Genomic DNA, 15,456 nt, shown 5'->3' with positions numbered 1-15,456 from the left:
GGCGGTCTCAATTATGAACGCACACCGCCCCCACCGGGTTCCAGGGACCGGAGGGGGCGGTAAGGGGTGAGATGTCCGCTACGCCTTGCGCACGGCGTTCGCGGTGATCGAGTCCCGCAGGTGCTCGGCCACGCCCGCGCCCATACCGTCGTAGAAGGCCTTGAACCGCTCGTCGGAGACGTACATCTCGCCGAGGCAGACGTGCATCTCGTACCCGCAGTCGTAGTAGCGGTCGCAGATGTGCCGCCGGTGCTCCTCGGCCATGTCCATGGCCGCCCCGCCGTCGGCGGGCTCGCCCGCCGCCACCAGCGCCGCGTACCGGGCGCCCCAGTCGGCGACCTCGTCCTGGATCCGCTGCCAGTCCTCCTTGGTGTACGAGGCCGCCCGGCGCTGCGACTCGGCGTACGCCTCGGTACCGCCCCAGCGCCGCTCGGCCTCCTCCGCGTACTGCTCCGGGTCCTTGTCCCCGAACACCTCGAACCGCTCCTCGGGCGTGAGGTTGATGCCCATCTTCTTCGCCTCCATGGCGTGCTCCACGGCCTTGGCCATCTGCTGGAGCCGGGCGATCCGGTCGGTCAGGAGGGCGTGCTGCCGGCGCAGGTGCTCCCTCGGGTCCGATTCCGGGTCGTCCAGCAGGACCGCGACCTCGTCGAGCGGGAAGCCGAGCTCCCGGTAGAACAGGATCCGCTGCAGCCGGTCCAGGTCGGCGTCGTCGTAACGCCGGTGGCCCGCGCCGCTGCGGCCGCTCGGGGAGAGCAGGCCGATCTCGTCGTAGTGGTGCAGGGTCCGCACCGTCACTCCGGCGAAACCGGCGACCTGGCCCACGGAGTAGCCCATCGCTTTCCGCTCCTTCGGTTGGGTACGCCCTCCACTGTGGTTCCTCACGCCACGTGAGGTGCAAGCCCCTTTTTCCGGCGGGGCGGTCTTACCGGCGGGGCGGGATCAGCCCATCGCCTTGGTGCCGTCCAGGGTCTCGCGGATGATGTCCGCGTGGCCCGCGTGCCGGGCGAACTCGCGGACCAGGTGCAGGAGCATCCAGCGCACCGAGACCGTGGCGTCCTTGGGGAACCAGGGGGCCGGCGGCAGCGGGAAGTCGTCGTCCAGGCTCGGCACCGACTCGACGAAGCCGGTCGTCTGGTCCTTGACCGTGTCCCAGAACGCGAGGGCGGACTCCAGGGTCTCCCCCTCGGTCAGCCGGAAGCCCTCGTGCCACTCCTCGGGCGCGCGCCGGTGTTCATTCGGCTTCTGCTGGGCCATGCGCAGCCAGTTCAGCTCGACCTCGGCCGCGTGCTTGATCAGCCCGGCCAGGGACAGCTCGCTCGCGGTGGGCCGGCTCGCGGTCTGCTCCGGCGTCAGGCCCGCCGCGGCGCGGCGCAGGGCCTCGCGCTGGTCCTCGACGAAGAGCAGGAGGGTGCCGCGCTCGTCTCCCGCGACTTCCTGGGTGGGGTGTGCCATGACCGACCGCCTTTGCCGTGGTGGTGTGCGGGGCGCTCCCCCGCCGACATCCACCACGGTACGAATCCTTGCGGTCAGTTCCTGTCCTTGATCAGCCCCTAGAAGGGAAAAGTCGTCCGGCCGTGCTGGATGGAGATCCACTTCTGGGTGGTGAAGGCCTCCACGGTGGCCTCCCCGCCCAGACGGCCCAGACCGGAGGCCTTCTCCCCGCCGAACGCGGTCAGCGGCTCGTCGGCGATCGTGGAGTCGTTGACGTGGATCATCCCGGTCTCGACGCGCCGCGCGAACCGCACGCCGCGCTCGACGTCACGGGTGTGCACCGCGCCGCTGAGCCCGTACGGGGTGGCGTTGGCCAGGCGCACCGCCTCCTCCTCCCCGTCGAAGACCACCAGCAGGGCGACGGGGCCGAAGATCTCCTGGCCCAGCAGCGGCGAGTCCTCCGGGAGGCCGGCCAGGACGGTCGGCTCCACCAGGTTGCCGCGCGTAGAGCCCCGGACCAGGGCCGTGGCCCCGGACGCGACGGCGCGGTCCACGAGCGCGGTCAGGGCGTCGGCCTGGAAGGAGTTGATCAGCGGGCCGATGTGGGTGTCGGCCTCGCGGGGGTCGCCGGTCTTCAGGGCGCGCACCCGGGCGGTGAACTTCTCGGTGAACTCCTCGGCCACGGAGGCGTCGACGAGGATGCGGTTGGCGGCCATGCAGACCTGGCCCTGGAAGACGAAGCGGCTGAAGACGGCCGCGTCCACCGCGTAGTCGACGTCGGCGTCGTCGAGGACCACCAGGGCGCTGTTGCCGCTGAGCTCCAGGACGGTCCGCTTGAAGTGGCGGGCGGCCACCGCGCCCACGTGCCGTCCGGTGCGGTCGGAGCCGGCGAAGGAGATCACCTTCGGGACGGGGTGGGTGAGGATCGCGTCGCCGATCTCGGCGATGTCGGTGACCAGCACGTTCAGCAGCCCGGCCGGCAGCCCCGCGTCCTCGAAGATCTTGGCGATGATCCCGCCGCCGGAGACCGGGGCGTTCTGGTTGGGCTTGATGACCACGGCGTTGCCGAGCGCCAGCGCCGGGGCGACCGACTTCAGCGTCACCAGGAGCGGGAAGTTGAAGGGGCTGATCACGGCGACGACGCCGACGGGCAGCCGCTGGACCCGGTTCTCCTTGCCCGTGACCGGCGAGGGCAGGATGCGGCCCTCGGGGCGGACGGCCAGCCGGATCGCCTCGCGCAGGAACTCCAGCGCGAGGTGGACCTCGTACTCGGCCTTGGGACGCGTCCCGCCGAGCTCGTCGATCATCGCCTCGACGATCTCCTTCTGGCGCTCCTCGGTGATCCGCAGGGCGCGCTCCAGGACGGTCCGTCTGGTGTAGGGGCTGGCGGCGGCCCAGTCGCGCTGCGCCCGCTCGGCCGCGCGGTAGGCGCGGTCCACCTGCTCGACGGTGGCCACGGTGACGGCCGCGAGCTTCTCCCCGTTGTAGGGATTGACGTCGATGATGTCCCACGAACCGGTGCCGGCCAGCCATTCGCCGTCTATGTACTGGTGAGCCAGGTCGGTGAATATGGACATGCCATCCCTTACTGCGAGCGCGCACCCCTGCGCTGCACCGGAGACCGATCGTTCTTCGTAGAGCACTGATCAGACGTCATAGTACGTGCGGTTCAAGACAGTTGGAGCAGTCCGCGCAGGAGATCCCGGGTCCGGTCGGGGTCGGGGCAGTCGGCCTGGAGCCGCTCCATCGCCCGTGCGTACTGCCCCACTTCCTCTTCCTTGTCCAGGTAGAGCGCGCTGGTGAGCTGTTCCAGATAGACGATGTCCTGCAGGTCGGACTCGGGGAAGCGCAGCAGGGTGAAGGCGCCGCTCTCGCCGGCGTGGCCGCCGAAGGAGAAGGGCATCACCTGGAGCTGCACGTTGGGCCGCTGGCTGATCTCGATCAGGTGTTCCAGCTGACCGCGCATCACGTCGCGGTCGCCGTAGGGGCGGCGCAGCGCGGCCTCGTCGAGGACGGCGTGGAAGACGGGCGCGTTCTCGGAGACGAGGACCTTCTGGCGCTCCAGGCGCAGGGCGACGCGGCGGTCGATCTCGGCGGGGGAGGCGCTCGGCATGCCGCGCTTGACGACGGCCTGGGCGTAGGCCTCGGTCTGGAGGAGACCGTGGACGAACTGGACCTCGTAGATGCGGATGAGGGAGGCCGCGCCCTCCAGGCCGATGTAGGTCTGGAACCACCCGGGGAGCACGTCGCCGTAACTGTGCCACCACCCGGCCGCGTTGGCCTCGCGGACCAGTCCCAGGAGGGACTCCCGCTCCGCGCCGTCCGTGACCCCGTAGAGGGTCAGCAGGTCTTCCACGTCCCTGGCCTTGAAGCTCACCCTTCCCAACTCCAAGCGGCTGATCTTCGATTCGGATGCGCGGATCGAGTAGCCGGCCGCCTCACGGGTGATGCCGCGGGATTCTCGGAGTCGCCTGAGCTGTGAGCCCAGGAGGATGCGGCGCACCACCGAACCGCTGGCTTCTGCGGTCACTAGTCCTGCCCTCCCCATCGCAATGGTGTGCGCGTGGTGTGCGCGTGCCTCGGCGGGGCCCCCGTATCCCCGGTGCCGCAGTCTGCCACCAAAACGCATCGGCCCGTACTCGTTCTGTAACGGAATCCGGCGTCCCGGAAAAGAAGTCCGTAAGTATGCGTAGGAAGAAATGAGCAAGAACCGTCACGGGAGTGGACAGGTCCGGCGCGTGCACGTGCATCTGCCCTTGCATCCGGCTGCGCCATTCGGAACGATGGTGCCGCGCACCTGCGTGCTCTTCGCGCCGGCGCCGGACCCACCCCGCAGTTCTCTTTGGCCGGAGCCGACCGCTTCGTCCGCGAATCCACGGGAGTGCCTCGCATGGGGACGATTGGATCGGTCATGTCCGAGCCGTTACGGCAGGGGCTGCCCCCGGTCGATCCCACGGCTGTCTCCGGGTCCGCCTCCTGTGCCCTGCCGGCCCGCTTCGAAGCGGTGCGGGGCGCCCGCTCCTTCACCCGGTCGACCTTGTCCCAGTGGGGCCTCGACGAGCGCTTCGACGACGTCGCGCTGGTGGTCTCCGAACTCGTCACCAACGCGCTGCGGCACGCCCTCCCGGACGACGCCCGGCCCTGCGGGGGCGAGCAGCCGGAGTCGGCCGCGGTACGGCTGCACCTGATGCGGTGGCGCACGCGGCTGGTGTGCGCGGTGCGCGACCCCAGCGAGGACCGGCCGGGGGGCTCGTTCGCGCCGGAGCGCACGGACGAGAACTGCGACCTGGAGTCGGGCCGGGGCCTGTTCCTGGTGGACTCCTACAGCGACAGCTGGGGCTGGCACCCGCTGGCGGGCCGGCTCACCGGCAAGGTGGTCTGGGCGCTGTTCCTGCTCCAGGGCTGACCGCGCGCCGCGGCGGGCGGACGACGCGGACACGTACGACACACCACTGGCCGGGCCTGATCCTTTCGATCAGTCCCGGCCAGTGCACGTGCATGGCCTGATCTCCCGCGCTGTTCGTTCAGCCGATCAGATGATCGAACTCGCCGTCCTTGACGCCCAGCAGCAGCGCCTCTATCTCGGCCGGCGTGTAGACGAGCGCCGGGCCGTCGGGGAAGCGCGAATTGCGCATGGCGACGTCGCCGCCGGGCAGTTTGGCGAACTCCACGCAGGACCCCTGCGAGTTGCTGTGTCTGCTCTTCTGCCAGGTCAGCTCATACAAGGAAGTGAGTTCTGCAGCTGCCGTCCCGTTGTACGCGTGGTCCACAGGAAGCCCCCGATAGTGCAGATGTCAACTCCACCGGATCATAGCTGTGTTCATCAGCGCATGCATGGGCAGATGCACGTGCACGCGCGGTGCCGCAATGATCACTGTCAGGGGCGAAGCGCCTGCGAGACCTCGTCCAGAGAGTCCAGCAGCCGCTCCGCCGCCTGGCGTACGACGCCCGATTCCGGCACGCGGTTCCCCCCGTCCAGCAGGGCGCGCACCGCCCCCCACTCCGGAACCCGGCGTTCCCGCACCGCCCGGGCCGCCGCCCCCGTCGCCTCCCGCAGCGCCTCCGCCAGCTCGGCCGCCCCCGGCACGGGGGGCCGGGCCCGGTCCGGCAGGTGGGCCTCCAGCAGCATGGCGCCCCGCCCGAACGCGGCCACCGCCTCCCCCGCGCCGTCGGCGGCCGCCCGGGACAGGCCCCGGTGGCGCACCGGCTCCCCTTCCGCCCGCGCGAGGGCCTCCAGCCACGCGATGCGGGCGTCGCGCGCCGCCAGCAGCGCCTCCCGCACGTCCGCGCGCCGGGCCCCCGCCGGATCGGCGTACTGCCCGAGGACGGCGGCCGCGTACCGCCCGTCCGCGGCGATCCAGTCGGCGAGCCGGGTGCGCAGCCTGGGGGTCTCCCAGGCCGGGTACACGGCGTACGCGAGCATCGCGAGGACCCCGCCGACGAGGGTGAGGGCGATCCGGTCGGGGACCGTCTGGTCCCAGCGGACGCCGCCCATGCCGAGCAGGAAGACGACGTACGCGGAGACGCACACCTGCGAGACGGCGTACCCGGTGCGCATCAGCGCGTACATCAGCCCCGCGCTGACCACCGCGAGCAGCCCCGACAGGTACATCCCGGGCCGGGCGAGCTGCACGATCCCGGTGGCCGCGCCCACCCCGACCAGGGTCCCGCCGAAGCGGGCGACGGCCCTCGACCAGGTCTGCGTGAAGTCGGGCCGCATCACCATCACGGAGGCCATCGGCGCCCAGTAGCCGTGCCCGAACGGCAGGGCCTGCCCGATCAGGTACCCCGCGCACGCCGCCCCCGTCACCCGTACGGCGTGCCGCAGGACGGGCGAACCCCGGCGCAGCTCGGCCCGTACGGCCCGCAGCACCAGCGGCACCAGGGCCGGCACGCTGGGCCGCAGCCGTGCCTCGCCGGGGTCGGCGGTGCGCCCGGAGCCCGGTTCGGCCGTCTCCAGGACGTCGTCCAGCAGGGCGGCGAGCCGGCGCGCGGCCCGCAGCGGCGCCTCCCGGAACACCTCCGGCAGGTCGGGGGCCTTCAGCACCTCCAGGGCCGGCCCGGGCAGCCGGACGGGGCCGCCGTGGCGGATGGCGTGCGCGGCGGCGTCGAGGACCGTCCCGGCGGCGTCGAGCAGCTCCCGTACCCGGTCCCGGCCGGGGCCCTCGGCGGGTGCTCCGACGGCCGGGTCGGCGAGGGAGGCCAGCACGGGCCGGATCCGCTCGGCGAGCCCCCGGGCCCCGTGCAGCTCGGCGGGGCGCCGCCGGGCCTGGCGGGCCGTGACGGCGGCGGCGTCGCGCGCCTTCATCAGGGGCGCGGGGTCGAAGGAGCTGACGGGGTCGTGGCGCAGCCTGCGGGCGTAGTCGGCCTCGGCGGCCAGGGCATCGGCCAGGGCGTCGCGCTGGGCGCCCCAGCGGCGGACGGGGAAGAGCACGATCAGCAGGGCCTGGACCACCCCGCCGGCGGCGATCATCGCGGCGTGCCCGGCGGCCTGCGGGACGGAGGTCGGCAGGGTGACGGTGACCAGCATGACGGCGACGTTCCCGGAGGCGATCATCCCGGCGGTCGGCCCGGCCGCCCACAGCAGCCCCGCGCCGAAGGCCCACAGGGCCAGCATCGGCAGGAAGAGCCCGACGTCGGCCGAGCCGACCAGGTAGCCGAGGAAGGTGGAGACGGCCAGGGTCAGCCCGGAGGCGAGCGCGAGCACGGGGCGCGGGCGCCAGCTCTGCTGGAAGGTGGCGACGGCGGCCATGAAGGCCCCGAACGCGGAACTCGCGGCCGCGCCCGGCCCGAGGAGGGCCAGCCCGGCCCCGACGACCAGCGCCAGCCCGGCGGCGGCCCGCAGCGCGACGAGCGGCTCCAGACGCCGCCGCTCGACGGTCATGGCCACGCGCACGGTGTCCCTCAGCGCACGCAGCCAGCCCATGGCGCCGAGCCTAACGGTCCCGGCGGTTCTCGGTTTTCAGGACTTCTTCAGATTTGTACGCGGGCCTTGCCGCGCTGTTCGATGGCCAAGAACATCGTTCCTGCCCCCAGCCCCCTCACCCGTGAAGTAGGTACCCATGCTCCGCAACGGCCTGGAGCCCTGGCACCTGATCATCGTCCTGGTGGTCTGCCTGATGCTGTTCGGTTCGAAGAAGCTGCCCGACATGGCCCGCTCCCTGGGCAAGTCGGCCCGCATCCTGAAGTCGGAGGCCCGTGCGATGCGCTCGGAGAACACCCCCCAGGACCCGGCCTAGGCCGTCTCTTCCGGATCGTGCCTGGCCCGCGCCGCCCGGCAAGATCCGAAAGAGACGGCCTAGCCCCGGCTACGGCAGGGAGGGCCGCCTGCCGCCCATGTGCGCGGCGTCGGCGGCGGCGGTGCCGTCCTCCCAGCCCGCGTGGTCGGTGGCCCCGCGCAGCCGTGTCGTGGTGGTCCGCGGGAACATCTCGTCGGCCCGGGAGGTGACCGCCATGTCCCGGGCCACCAGCGCCGGGAGGTTGTCGGGTGCCTCGGCGGCCGTGTGCTCGGCGGTCTCGGCGAGCCTGCGGCCGAGCCGGCTGGCGTAGGCGAGCAGGAACGACTGCCGGAAGGTCTTGGTCCGCTTGCGCCCGCCGGCCCGCTGCGCGGCCTCGGCCCGCGTCATGGCGGCCGTCCCCTGCACGAGCAGCGAGGTGTACAGCAGCTCGACGGCCTCCAGGTCGCTCTCGAACCCGACCACGGTCGAGAACTCGAACGCGCTGTTCCACACCGCCCGGCAGCGGTTCGCGGTGGCCACCGCGTCCAGCAGCACCGCCTTGGCCTCCTCGTACGGGGGCTCCACCCCGATCCGGCAGGCCCCGGGCACCCGCGCCGGCCCGCCGCCGCGCACCGCGAGCAGCGCCTCGTCCACGGTGTGCCGGGCCATGAGTTCCTGCGCCTTGGCGCTGAGCGCCTCGGCCTCCTCCGGGTAGGTGGTCGCCTCGGCCTTGGCGAGCAGCGCCCGGATCCGCCCGAGCATCCGCGGCTCGATGTGCGCGTGCTCCGCGAGGTCCCCCGCCGGATCCCCCGGGACGGGCCCCACCGGCTCGATCGACGGCAGCCGGACCAGCAGCCGGTACAGCTCCAGGACGGTGGTGGCCAGGGTGAACCGGTCGGCCCGCTCACGCCGCGCGAGCCCCTCGGCGTACGCCTCGTCCCCGGGCCACCACACCTCCCCGGCACCCCACCCGTCGGGCAGCCGCCCGTAGCGCCGCGCCTCGGCGGCGACCAGGTCCCCGAGGACCCGCTGGTGCGCCTCCCCGAGGTCGCGCCGTACGAGCCGCTCCACATCGGCGGGCCGCCACCCCCGCTCCCAGGCCCGCCGCAGGAACCCCTCCCCGCGCCGCAGCAGCTCCCGCCCGACGTCCCCCCACGCCCCGGCGGCCAGCACGGAGGCGCCGGTGTCCAGCCCCGCGTCGTCCTGGGCGTACAAGGCGGCGGCAAAAGCCCGGTCGACCAGGGCACCGATGTCACTCACCCCCTCAGGGTGTCACGGCCGCCCAACCCCCCTCGGCCCCGCTCCCACCACCCTCACCCGCACCCGCACCCGCACCCACACCCGCACCCCATCCATCCGCATCCGCCGGAATCCAGCCCCGCCGGCGTGTGAGGCGCGGGGTCCGGGGCGGAGCCCCGAAACCCCCGCCCCGCCGGCGATTGAGGCGACCCCCCTGTCAGCCCCCGGTGGGACACTCGCACTCGTGAGCGACCACCCCACCCCCTGGGCCCTGACCGAGGCCCCCGACGGCCACTGGCACGCCACCCCGGTCCCCCCGCCCCCCACGGGCCCCCTCACCTTCGCCACCCCCGCGGAAGCGATCCGCTCCGCACCCCCCACCACCCGGTGGATCTGGCGCTCCACCGCGGCCGTCTACCCCCGCCTCCTCGCCGCCGGCCTCCGCGTGGACCGCTGCTACGACATCGAGGACGCCGAGCTCCTCCTCCTCGGCCACGAGGGCCGCTCCGGCGAACCCCGCTCGGCCGCCGCCGCCTGGGCCCGCCTCACCGGCGCCCCCGTCCCCCCGGACCCGCCGGCCCGCACCGCCGCCCCCGCCCCCGTCCGCACCCAGGACTCCCTCTTCGACGCCGCCGGCCTCGCCGACCCGCACCACCAGCCGACCGCGCCCCTGCCCCTGGACGCCCTCCTCGCCGTCCACGCCGACCAGGCCCGCCGGCAGGCCGCCACCGCCCACCCCGACCGGCTCCGCCTCCTCACCGCCGCCGAGTCGGCGGCGTTCCTCATCGCCGCCGAGATGCAGCACACCGGCATGCCCTGGCGGGCCGACGTCCACCGCGCCCTGCTGACCGAGCTGCTCGGCGAGCGCTACGCCGGCCGGGGCGAGCCCCGCCGCCTGGCGCAGCTGGCCGACGAGGTCTCCGCCGCGTTCGGCCGCCGGGTCCGCCCCGACCTGCCCGCCGACGTGATCAAGGCCTTCGCCGGGGCCGGCATCACCCTCCGCTCGACCCGCCGCTGGGAGCTCCAGGAGGTCGACCACCCGGCGGTCGCGCCGCTCCTCCTCTACAAGAAGCTCTACCGGATCTACACCGCCCACGGCTGGTCCTGGCTCGCCGACTGGGTCCACGACGGCCGCTTCCGCCCCGAGTTCGTCCCCGCCGGCACCCTCACCGGCCGCTGGGTCACCCATGGCGGAGGGGCCCTGCAGATCCCCAAGGTGATCCGCCGGGCGGTCGTCGCCGACCCGGGCTGGCGGCTCGTCGTCGCCGACGCCGACCAGATGGAACCGCGCGTCCTCGCCGCGATCTCCCGCGACCCCGCCTTCATGGAGGTGGCCGGCCGCCCGGAGGACCTCTACACGGCCGTCTCCCGCCAGTCCTTCTCCGGCGACCGGGAGAAGGCCAAGATCGCCGTGCTGGGCGCCGTCTACGGGCAGACCTCCGGCGACGGCCTCAAGAACCTCGCCGCCCTGCGCCGCCGCTTCCCCCGCGCCGTGGCGTACGTGGACGACGCCGCCCGCGCCGGCGAGGAGGGCCGCCTGGTGCGCACCTGGCTGGGCCGCACCTGCCCGCCCCCGGCGGGCGCCGCCGAGGACGGCGAGGCCGGCCTCCCCCAGGACCGCGAGGACGGGGCCGGCGGCTGGACCCCGTCCTACGCGTCGACCGACACCCGCGCCCGCGGCCGCTTCACCCGCAACTTCGTCGTCCAGGGCAGCGCCGCCGACTGGGCCCTGCTGATGCTGGCAGCGCTGCGCCAGGCCACCGCCGGGATGCGGGCGGAGCTGGTGTTCTTCCAGCACGACGAGGTGATCGTGCACTGCCCGGCCGAGGAGGCCGAGGCCGTCGCCGAGGCGATCCGCGCGGCCGGCGACCGCGCGGGCCGGATCGCCTTCGGCGACACCCCGGTCCGCTTCCCGTTCACCACGGCGGTCGTGGAGTGCTACGCGGACGCGAAATGAGAGGGGGCGGGGGTCATCCGAGATCGCGGAAGTAGATGTGGAACCCCTCCCGCACGAACCCCTCCGACTCGTACAGACCCTGCGCGACGTGGTTGTCGTACGCGGTCTCCAGCTGCACCCCGACGACCCCGGCCTGCCGCGCCCGCTCCAGCACCTCGCGCAGCAGGGCCCGCCCGGCGCCGGTGCGGCGCCCGGACGGTGCCACGTACAGGTCGTTGAGCACCCAGGCCGGCCGCAGCGTGAGCGACGAGAAGGTCCGGTAGACCTGCGCGAACCCGACCGTCCCCAGGCCCGCCACCTCGCCGAGCAGCACCAGCGACTCGTCCTTGGCGATCCGCTCGGCGAGGAACTCCCGCGGCCGCTCCGGGTCTTCGACCTTCACCTCGTAGAACTCCAGGTACCCCCGGAACAGCTCGGCGGCCACATCGAGATCCGCCTCCCCGGCGACCCGTACCGAAACCCCACCCTGCTCAGCCATCCGCTGCTCCTTGATCACACACACTGGGCCGCCCATTGTCCGCGCCCCCACACCCCGACACCACCACCCCCCTCAACGCCCACCACCGGGGCCGGGCGGACTCCCCGACGGGGCCGTCCAGCCCCGCCAGGCGGCTGACGCCCCGTGAAGCTGCCCGCCAACTTCCCTTCTTTCCGCCCCTGTTATCCGTACATGCCACTTATGGTGGCGGCATGACACGGGATCCGGAGGCGGCCGCGGCGGCCGAGTCGCACATAGAAGGCGTGCTGAACACGCTGGCCGGGGACGTCGACGTACACGATCCGTTGGCGCAGGCCCAGGTCAACAGCCTGCGATCGGCGCTCCACCTCCTGCGCGCCGGCCTGCGCGAGCCGCAGGGCGAGCAGCGCCGGGACCTGCTGCGGCAGGCGCAGGTCAGCGCGCGGTCCACGGTCGTCATGATCGGGTACGCCCTGGAGCAGTCCGGCCGGGACGCCTCCGGCAGCTGACCGTCCGCGGGGTACCGGCGGCCTCCCGAACGGGGACGCGCAACTCCCTTACGTCGCGCAGAGCCAGCGGTGCGAAGCCGATCGCCAGCTGTGCCAGGCCGGCGCAGAGCAGGGTGGTCCGGGTGCCGGCGTGCGCGGCGACGGTCCCGGCGAGCGTGAGCCCGACGGGCTGGGCCGCGTAGGACCCCAGCCATTCGTAGGCACTGACCCGCGAAAGGGTGCCGGCGGGGATCTCCGCTTGGAGCACCGTCTCCCAGAGGGAGTTGAAGACCATCAGACCGACCCCGCCGAGGAGTACCGCGGCCGCGGTCGCCGGCAGGCTCGGTGATCCCCCCGCCAGGGCGAGGGGCGGCGCGGCGAAGAGCGAGAGCGCGAGCGTCGCGGCCCGCAGCGGGCGGCGCGGCCGCAGCCAGAGTGCCGCGACGCCGCCCAGGACGGCGCCCGCGCCGAAGGCCGCCAGCAGGACCCCCCAGGCGCTGCGGCCGCCGAACCGCTGCTCACTGAGCCCGGGGCCGAGCACCGTGAAGACGGCGTACAACATGTTGGCCAGCGAGGCCACGAGGATGACCGACCACACCCAGCGACGGGACCGGAACTCGACCCATCCTTCGCGGAGTTCCACCACCAGGCGCCCGGGGCCGGCGGCAGGTGCCGGGCCGGTGCGGGGCAGCCGGAGGCGGGAGAGACACAGGGCGCTGACGGCGAAGGTGACGAGGTCCAGGGCGAACGCCCAGCCGGCCCCGACCGTGACGACGAGCAGGGCGGCGAGCAACGGGCCGGTGATCATGGTGGCCGAATGGGACATGCTGCGCAGCGCGTTGGCGGACTGCCGCCGGGGCTCGGGGACGATCTCCTGGACGAGCCGGCTGACGGCGGGGGTGAACATCGCGCTCGCGGTGCCGTGCACCGCCTGCAGCGCCATCAGCTGCCACACCGCGGCCTGCCCGCCGAGCACCAGGGCCGCCGTGACGCCCTGGCCCAGCAGCCGCACCACGTCGGCACCCAGCATCACCCGGTGCCTGGGCAACCGGTCGGCGATCACCCCGCCGAGCAGCATGAACAGGATGATCGGCACGGTGCGGGCGGCCAGCACGAGCCCGAGGTCGCCCGCCGAACCGGTGAGGTCCAGCACCGCGAACGCGAGCGCGGGCGCGACGACGAAGTCCCCGAGCGACGAGCAGGTCTGGCCGACGAAGAACCACCGGTAGGCGGGCAGCCGCAGGGCGGCGAGCCGGCCGGTGTTCACTGCCGCGCCGGACGGGGCGGAGGTGCGTCCTGATGATTCACCAGTTGCCATTGACCGATCAGCCGATCCTCGTTTTGTGCGTACACGGTTACGGCCTCCACCTGCGGCGTGAGCGCGCAGATGTGGGGCGGGTGGAGCCTGGTGCCCGGTGCGGCGCCGGTGGCCAGCCGCATGTGGTCCCCAGGGGACTGCCAGGGGTAGGGGTGGGCGTCGAGCACCCCGTCGGCCGCTTCCCGGTCGACGGCGACCACCGTCACCGCGACGTCCTCGGGCGCGCAGGCACCGATCGCCGCCATCCCCGCGTCCTGCAGGGCGTACGCGCCGGAGCAGACTTCGGTCACGCCGGGGGTGGCCAGTGCGCCGCCGACGGTGGGCGTTCCGCCGACCGCGACCACCGGGCAGGCCAGTCCGGCCGCCCGCAGCAGCGTGGCGATCCGTACGGCGTACTCGCCCGTCGCGCGGCCGGCGGCGGCCGGGTCGTCCGCCGAGCCGGCGGTCAGCAGCGCCTGGTACGCCGTGACGCCGTCGAACCGCAGCGCGGGTTCGGCGGCCGCGGCCCGGGCGATGGACAGGAGCCGGTCGTCCGGGGTGGACCGGACGTCCAGGCCCGTGCCGAGTTGGAGGCGCACTCCGACGGTGCTCCCGTACTCGGTGGCCGCCGCGGCCAGACCGCGGACCGCCGCCACGCTGTCGACGTGCGCCGACAGGCGGCAGTCGCGAGCCAGTCCGGCGATCAGCCGCCACCGCCAGGGCTCCGACCACGGGTGTGCGACGACCACGTCGTCGATCCCCGCGTCGACGTACACCCGTGCTTGAGCGAGCTGGGTGACGGCGATGCCGGTGGCGCCGGACCGCAGCTGGCGCCGGGCGATCTCCACGGTGCGGTGGCCCTTCACATGGGCGCGGACCCGGACGCCGTGCGCGGCGGCCCTGGTGTGCAACCGGGCGATGTTGCGCTCGACGCGGGACAGGTCGACGGAGACGAGCACCGGGCTCGTGGGCCGTTCGGTCATGTCCCGAGTCCGTCCCACTCGTCCCGCGCGAAGGAGTATCCGGCCGGACCGCCGTCCAGCATGCCGCGCTGCCGGGCGGCCTCGTCGGCCGCGGGGACGCCGATGCCGTTGACCCCCAGCAGGATCTCCGTGCGCCAGTCGAGGCCGAGGGCCTCCTCGACGGCCGCGTCCCGGGTCGCCGCGGTGAAGAAGACACCGAGGTCCAGGGCCGTGCCCACGAGATAGGTGGTCTGGCTGAAGTGGCCCAGCTCCATGAACAGGGTCCGGTAGGTGCGAGGCATCCGGTACTTCCACGCGACCCGGTCGAGGACCGACGTGTAGAAGAACAGCACGCCCGCGCCCCGCAGGAAGGTCTGGCCGCCGCACCACTCGACGGCCCGCTCGACGTCGACCGGACCGTGGGCCAGGCGTTCCAAGGCGTGCCGGGTGGGGTGGTAGTGGTAGACACCGGACGGTACGCCCGCGACGTTCAGGACGACCGGGTAGATCTCCAGGGAATGCCGGGCGCCGCCCGACGGACTGGTACGGAGCAGTCCGGTTCGCCGGCCGGGGGTGTGCACCTGGTGCTGTGGTGCGCCCACCCAGTGCAGCAGCGTGGAGAGCCGCTGCTCCGACATGGGGCGGTGGGCGTCGAAGCTGCGTGTGGTGCGGCGCGCCCGCAGGACGCCGCCGAGTCCGTCGCCGCCGAGGGCGAGCCGGTCGGCGGGGGGCAGGTGGTGGCGCTCGGCATCGGGGTACTCCTTGACCTCGGGCGGCTGCGGACGGTCCGGCAGCCGGTCGAGGAGCCAGGCGGTGTCCTCGGACGCGGTGAGGAACCTCTCGTCGGCCGCGGTCCGGGTCGCCAGGTGGTAGTACGTCGCCGAGGTCCCCCACTGGGACCAGGGCCCCAGGGACTCGGCGAGCCGGTGGTCGGCCGAGCCCTCCTCCACGAGGATCCCGGCGTCGACCAGCTGGCGGACCAGCCGCGGATCCGGCCCGCCGGAGCCGGATTCCGCGGCTTCGCCCGCCTCGGTCCAATCGGCGAAGTACCGCAGTGCGTCCTGGGCGGCGGCGCTGAGCGCCGACTGCCGGTGGAGCACCGGGTTGTCACAGATCATTTGGCCCTTGCGCCAGGTGAAGACGCACAGCGGCGATACGCGCAGGCGCATGGGTGGTGGACTTCCCGGCTCAGGCCGCCATCGGGAGCAGGCAGGTCTGCGGGGTCTCGTACTCGTCGTTGACGAGCGCCTCGAACGCCGACTCGGTCGTCTCGATCTCGCGGGACTCGGCCATTGCAATCTCCATCCAGTGGTTCGGTGAATGCGGAACCTGTGTTCCGGCGGGCTGTTTCGCCCGCGTGTATTGCAATGTAGGCGGCGTCGAATGAACGGGTCGAGGCAGAAG

The 15,456-nt window shown here is 73.3% G+C and carries 15 protein-coding genes; 4 read left to right on the top strand and 11 right to left on the bottom strand.

Annotation, left to right across the window (positions count from 1 at the left end; all coding sequences use genetic code 11):
- Positions 1-78 precede the first annotated feature (78 nt).
- The 4 genes from ACZ5NJ_RS02700 to ACZ5NJ_RS02685 all read right to left on the bottom strand — a co-directional run bounded on the left by ACZ5NJ_RS02700 (position 79) and on the right by ACZ5NJ_RS02685 (position 3,982).
- Positions 79-837 (bottom strand): MerR family transcriptional regulator, encoded by a 759-nt coding sequence (locus tag ACZ5NJ_RS02700; RefSeq protein ID WP_468761902.1) that lies wholly within the window; start codon positions 835-837, stop codon positions 79-81.
- 105 nt (positions 838-942) lie between these two features.
- Positions 943-1,455, bottom strand: coding sequence for a DinB family protein (locus tag ACZ5NJ_RS02695; RefSeq protein ID WP_468761900.1), 513 nt, complete (start codon positions 1,453-1,455; stop codon positions 943-945).
- Positions 1,456-1,553: 98 nt separating this feature from the next.
- Positions 1,554-3,011 carry an aldehyde dehydrogenase family protein gene (locus ACZ5NJ_RS02690; protein ID WP_468761898.1) on the bottom strand — a complete coding sequence of 486 codons (1,458 nt, stop codon included), beginning with the start codon at positions 3,009-3,011 and terminating at the stop codon, positions 1,554-1,556.
- 92 nt (positions 3,012-3,103) lie between these two features.
- Entirely contained in the window at positions 3,104-3,982 is an 879-nt protein-coding gene (locus ACZ5NJ_RS02685; RefSeq protein WP_468761896.1) for a helix-turn-helix domain-containing protein, read from the bottom strand.
- A gap of 363 nt (positions 3,983-4,345) precedes the next feature.
- On the opposite strand from ACZ5NJ_RS02685, the gene ACZ5NJ_RS02680 reads away from it, so the two are divergent.
- Positions 4,346-4,840 (top strand): ATP-binding protein, encoded by a 495-nt coding sequence (locus ACZ5NJ_RS02680; protein ID WP_468761894.1) that lies wholly within the window; start codon positions 4,346-4,348, stop codon positions 4,838-4,840.
- A 118-nt stretch (positions 4,841-4,958) separates the two neighbouring features.
- Here the strand turns inward: ACZ5NJ_RS02680 and ACZ5NJ_RS02675 are convergent, their stop codons facing one another.
- Both ACZ5NJ_RS02675 and ACZ5NJ_RS02670 read right to left on the bottom strand, forming a co-directional pair.
- Positions 4,959-5,204: a DUF397 domain-containing protein gene (locus tag ACZ5NJ_RS02675; RefSeq protein ID WP_045946130.1), complete on the bottom strand. Its 246-nt coding sequence runs from the start codon at positions 5,202-5,204 to the stop codon at positions 4,959-4,961.
- Between the two features lie 107 nt (positions 5,205-5,311).
- Entirely contained in the window at positions 5,312-7,360 is a 2,049-nt protein-coding gene (locus tag ACZ5NJ_RS02670) for an FUSC family protein (RefSeq protein ID WP_468761892.1), read from the bottom strand.
- 136 nt (positions 7,361-7,496) lie between these two features.
- On the opposite strand from ACZ5NJ_RS02670, the gene tatA reads away from it, so the two are divergent.
- Complete coding sequence (gene tatA / locus ACZ5NJ_RS02665; RefSeq protein ID WP_468761889.1) at positions 7,497-7,673, top strand: Sec-independent protein translocase subunit TatA; 177 nt, start codon at positions 7,497-7,499, stop codon at positions 7,671-7,673.
- A gap of 69 nt (positions 7,674-7,742) precedes the next feature.
- Here tatA and ACZ5NJ_RS02660 read toward each other — a convergent pair whose 3' ends face one another.
- On the bottom strand, positions 7,743-8,903 hold the full coding sequence (locus tag ACZ5NJ_RS02660) for a DUF2786 domain-containing protein (protein ID WP_468762017.1): 1,161 nt from the start codon (positions 8,901-8,903) through the stop codon (positions 7,743-7,745).
- Positions 8,904-9,135: 232 nt separating this feature from the next.
- Between ACZ5NJ_RS02660 and ACZ5NJ_RS02655 the strand changes: the two genes are divergently transcribed.
- Positions 9,136-10,848: a bifunctional 3'-5' exonuclease/DNA polymerase gene (locus ACZ5NJ_RS02655; protein ID WP_468761887.1), complete on the top strand. Its 1,713-nt coding sequence runs from the start codon at positions 9,136-9,138 to the stop codon at positions 10,846-10,848.
- A gap of 13 nt (positions 10,849-10,861) precedes the next feature.
- On the opposite strand, the gene ACZ5NJ_RS02650 is transcribed toward ACZ5NJ_RS02655, so the two are convergent.
- Positions 10,862-11,326, bottom strand: coding sequence for a GNAT family N-acetyltransferase (locus ACZ5NJ_RS02650; RefSeq protein WP_468761885.1), 465 nt, complete (start codon positions 11,324-11,326; stop codon positions 10,862-10,864).
- 212 nt (positions 11,327-11,538) lie between these two features.
- Between ACZ5NJ_RS02650 and ACZ5NJ_RS02645 the strand changes: the two genes are divergently transcribed.
- Positions 11,539-11,814: a hypothetical protein gene (locus ACZ5NJ_RS02645; RefSeq protein WP_468761883.1), complete on the top strand. Its 276-nt coding sequence runs from the start codon at positions 11,539-11,541 to the stop codon at positions 11,812-11,814.
- Here ACZ5NJ_RS02645 and ACZ5NJ_RS02640 read toward each other — a convergent pair.
- Genes ACZ5NJ_RS02640 through ACZ5NJ_RS02630 form a run of 3 tightly spaced genes read right to left on the bottom strand, consistent with a single transcriptional unit; the run spans position 11,762 to position 15,221 of the window.
- Positions 11,762-13,111 (bottom strand): MFS transporter, encoded by a 1,350-nt coding sequence (locus ACZ5NJ_RS02640; RefSeq protein ID WP_468761881.1) that lies wholly within the window; start codon positions 13,109-13,111, stop codon positions 11,762-11,764. The two genes, ACZ5NJ_RS02645 and ACZ5NJ_RS02640, sit on opposite strands and share 53 nt — an antisense overlap.
- Positions 13,057-14,073 (bottom strand): alanine racemase, encoded by a 1,017-nt coding sequence (locus ACZ5NJ_RS02635; protein ID WP_468761879.1) that lies wholly within the window; start codon positions 14,071-14,073, stop codon positions 13,057-13,059. Before ACZ5NJ_RS02635 ends, ACZ5NJ_RS02640 begins: the two co-directional genes overlap by 55 nt.
- Positions 14,070-15,221 (bottom strand): SagB/ThcOx family dehydrogenase, encoded by a 1,152-nt coding sequence (locus tag ACZ5NJ_RS02630; protein WP_468761877.1) that lies wholly within the window; start codon positions 15,219-15,221, stop codon positions 14,070-14,072. Before ACZ5NJ_RS02630 ends, ACZ5NJ_RS02635 begins: the two co-directional genes overlap by 4 nt.
- Positions 15,222-15,456: the final 235 nt, after the last annotated feature.

The organism is Streptomyces sp. NPDC032091, from assembly GCF_055580265.1.
Note: the sequence above shows the minus strand (reverse complement) of the source record. Positions and strands in the feature narration are given on the sequence as shown.

Bases quoted from the DNA above. Each gene is read 5' to 3' on its own strand.
- ACZ5NJ_RS02635 (WP_468761879.1), bottom strand. From the start codon at position 14,073: ATGACCGAACGGCCCACGAGCCCGGTGCTCGTCTCCGTCGACCTGTCC.
- ACZ5NJ_RS02685 (WP_468761896.1), bottom strand. From the start codon at position 3,982: ATGGGGAGGGCAGGACTAGTGACCGCAGAAGCCAGCGGTTCGGTGGTG.
- ACZ5NJ_RS02690 (WP_468761898.1), bottom strand. From the start codon at position 3,011: ATGTCCATATTCACCGACCTGGCTCACCAGTACATAGACGGCGAATGG.
- ACZ5NJ_RS02630 (WP_468761877.1), bottom strand. From the start codon at position 15,221: ATGCGCCTGCGCGTATCGCCGCTGTGCGTCTTCACCTGGCGCAAGGGC.
- ACZ5NJ_RS02670 (WP_468761892.1), bottom strand. From the start codon at position 7,360: ATGGGCTGGCTGCGTGCGCTGAGGGACACCGTGCGCGTGGCCATGACC.
- ACZ5NJ_RS02640 (WP_468761881.1), bottom strand. From the start codon at position 13,111: ATGGCAACTGGTGAATCATCAGGACGCACCTCCGCCCCGTCCGGCGCG.
- ACZ5NJ_RS02680 (WP_468761894.1), top strand. From the start codon at position 4,346: ATGTCCGAGCCGTTACGGCAGGGGCTGCCCCCGGTCGATCCCACGGCT.
- ACZ5NJ_RS02645 (WP_468761883.1), top strand. From the start codon at position 11,539: ATGACACGGGATCCGGAGGCGGCCGCGGCGGCCGAGTCGCACATAGAA.
- tatA (WP_468761889.1), top strand. From the start codon at position 7,497: ATGCTCCGCAACGGCCTGGAGCCCTGGCACCTGATCATCGTCCTGGTG.
- ACZ5NJ_RS02650 (WP_468761885.1), bottom strand. From the start codon at position 11,326: ATGGCTGAGCAGGGTGGGGTTTCGGTACGGGTCGCCGGGGAGGCGGAT.
- ACZ5NJ_RS02695 (WP_468761900.1), bottom strand. From the start codon at position 1,455: ATGGCACACCCCACCCAGGAAGTCGCGGGAGACGAGCGCGGCACCCTC.
- ACZ5NJ_RS02700 (WP_468761902.1), bottom strand. From the start codon at position 837: ATGGGCTACTCCGTGGGCCAGGTCGCCGGTTTCGCCGGAGTGACGGTG.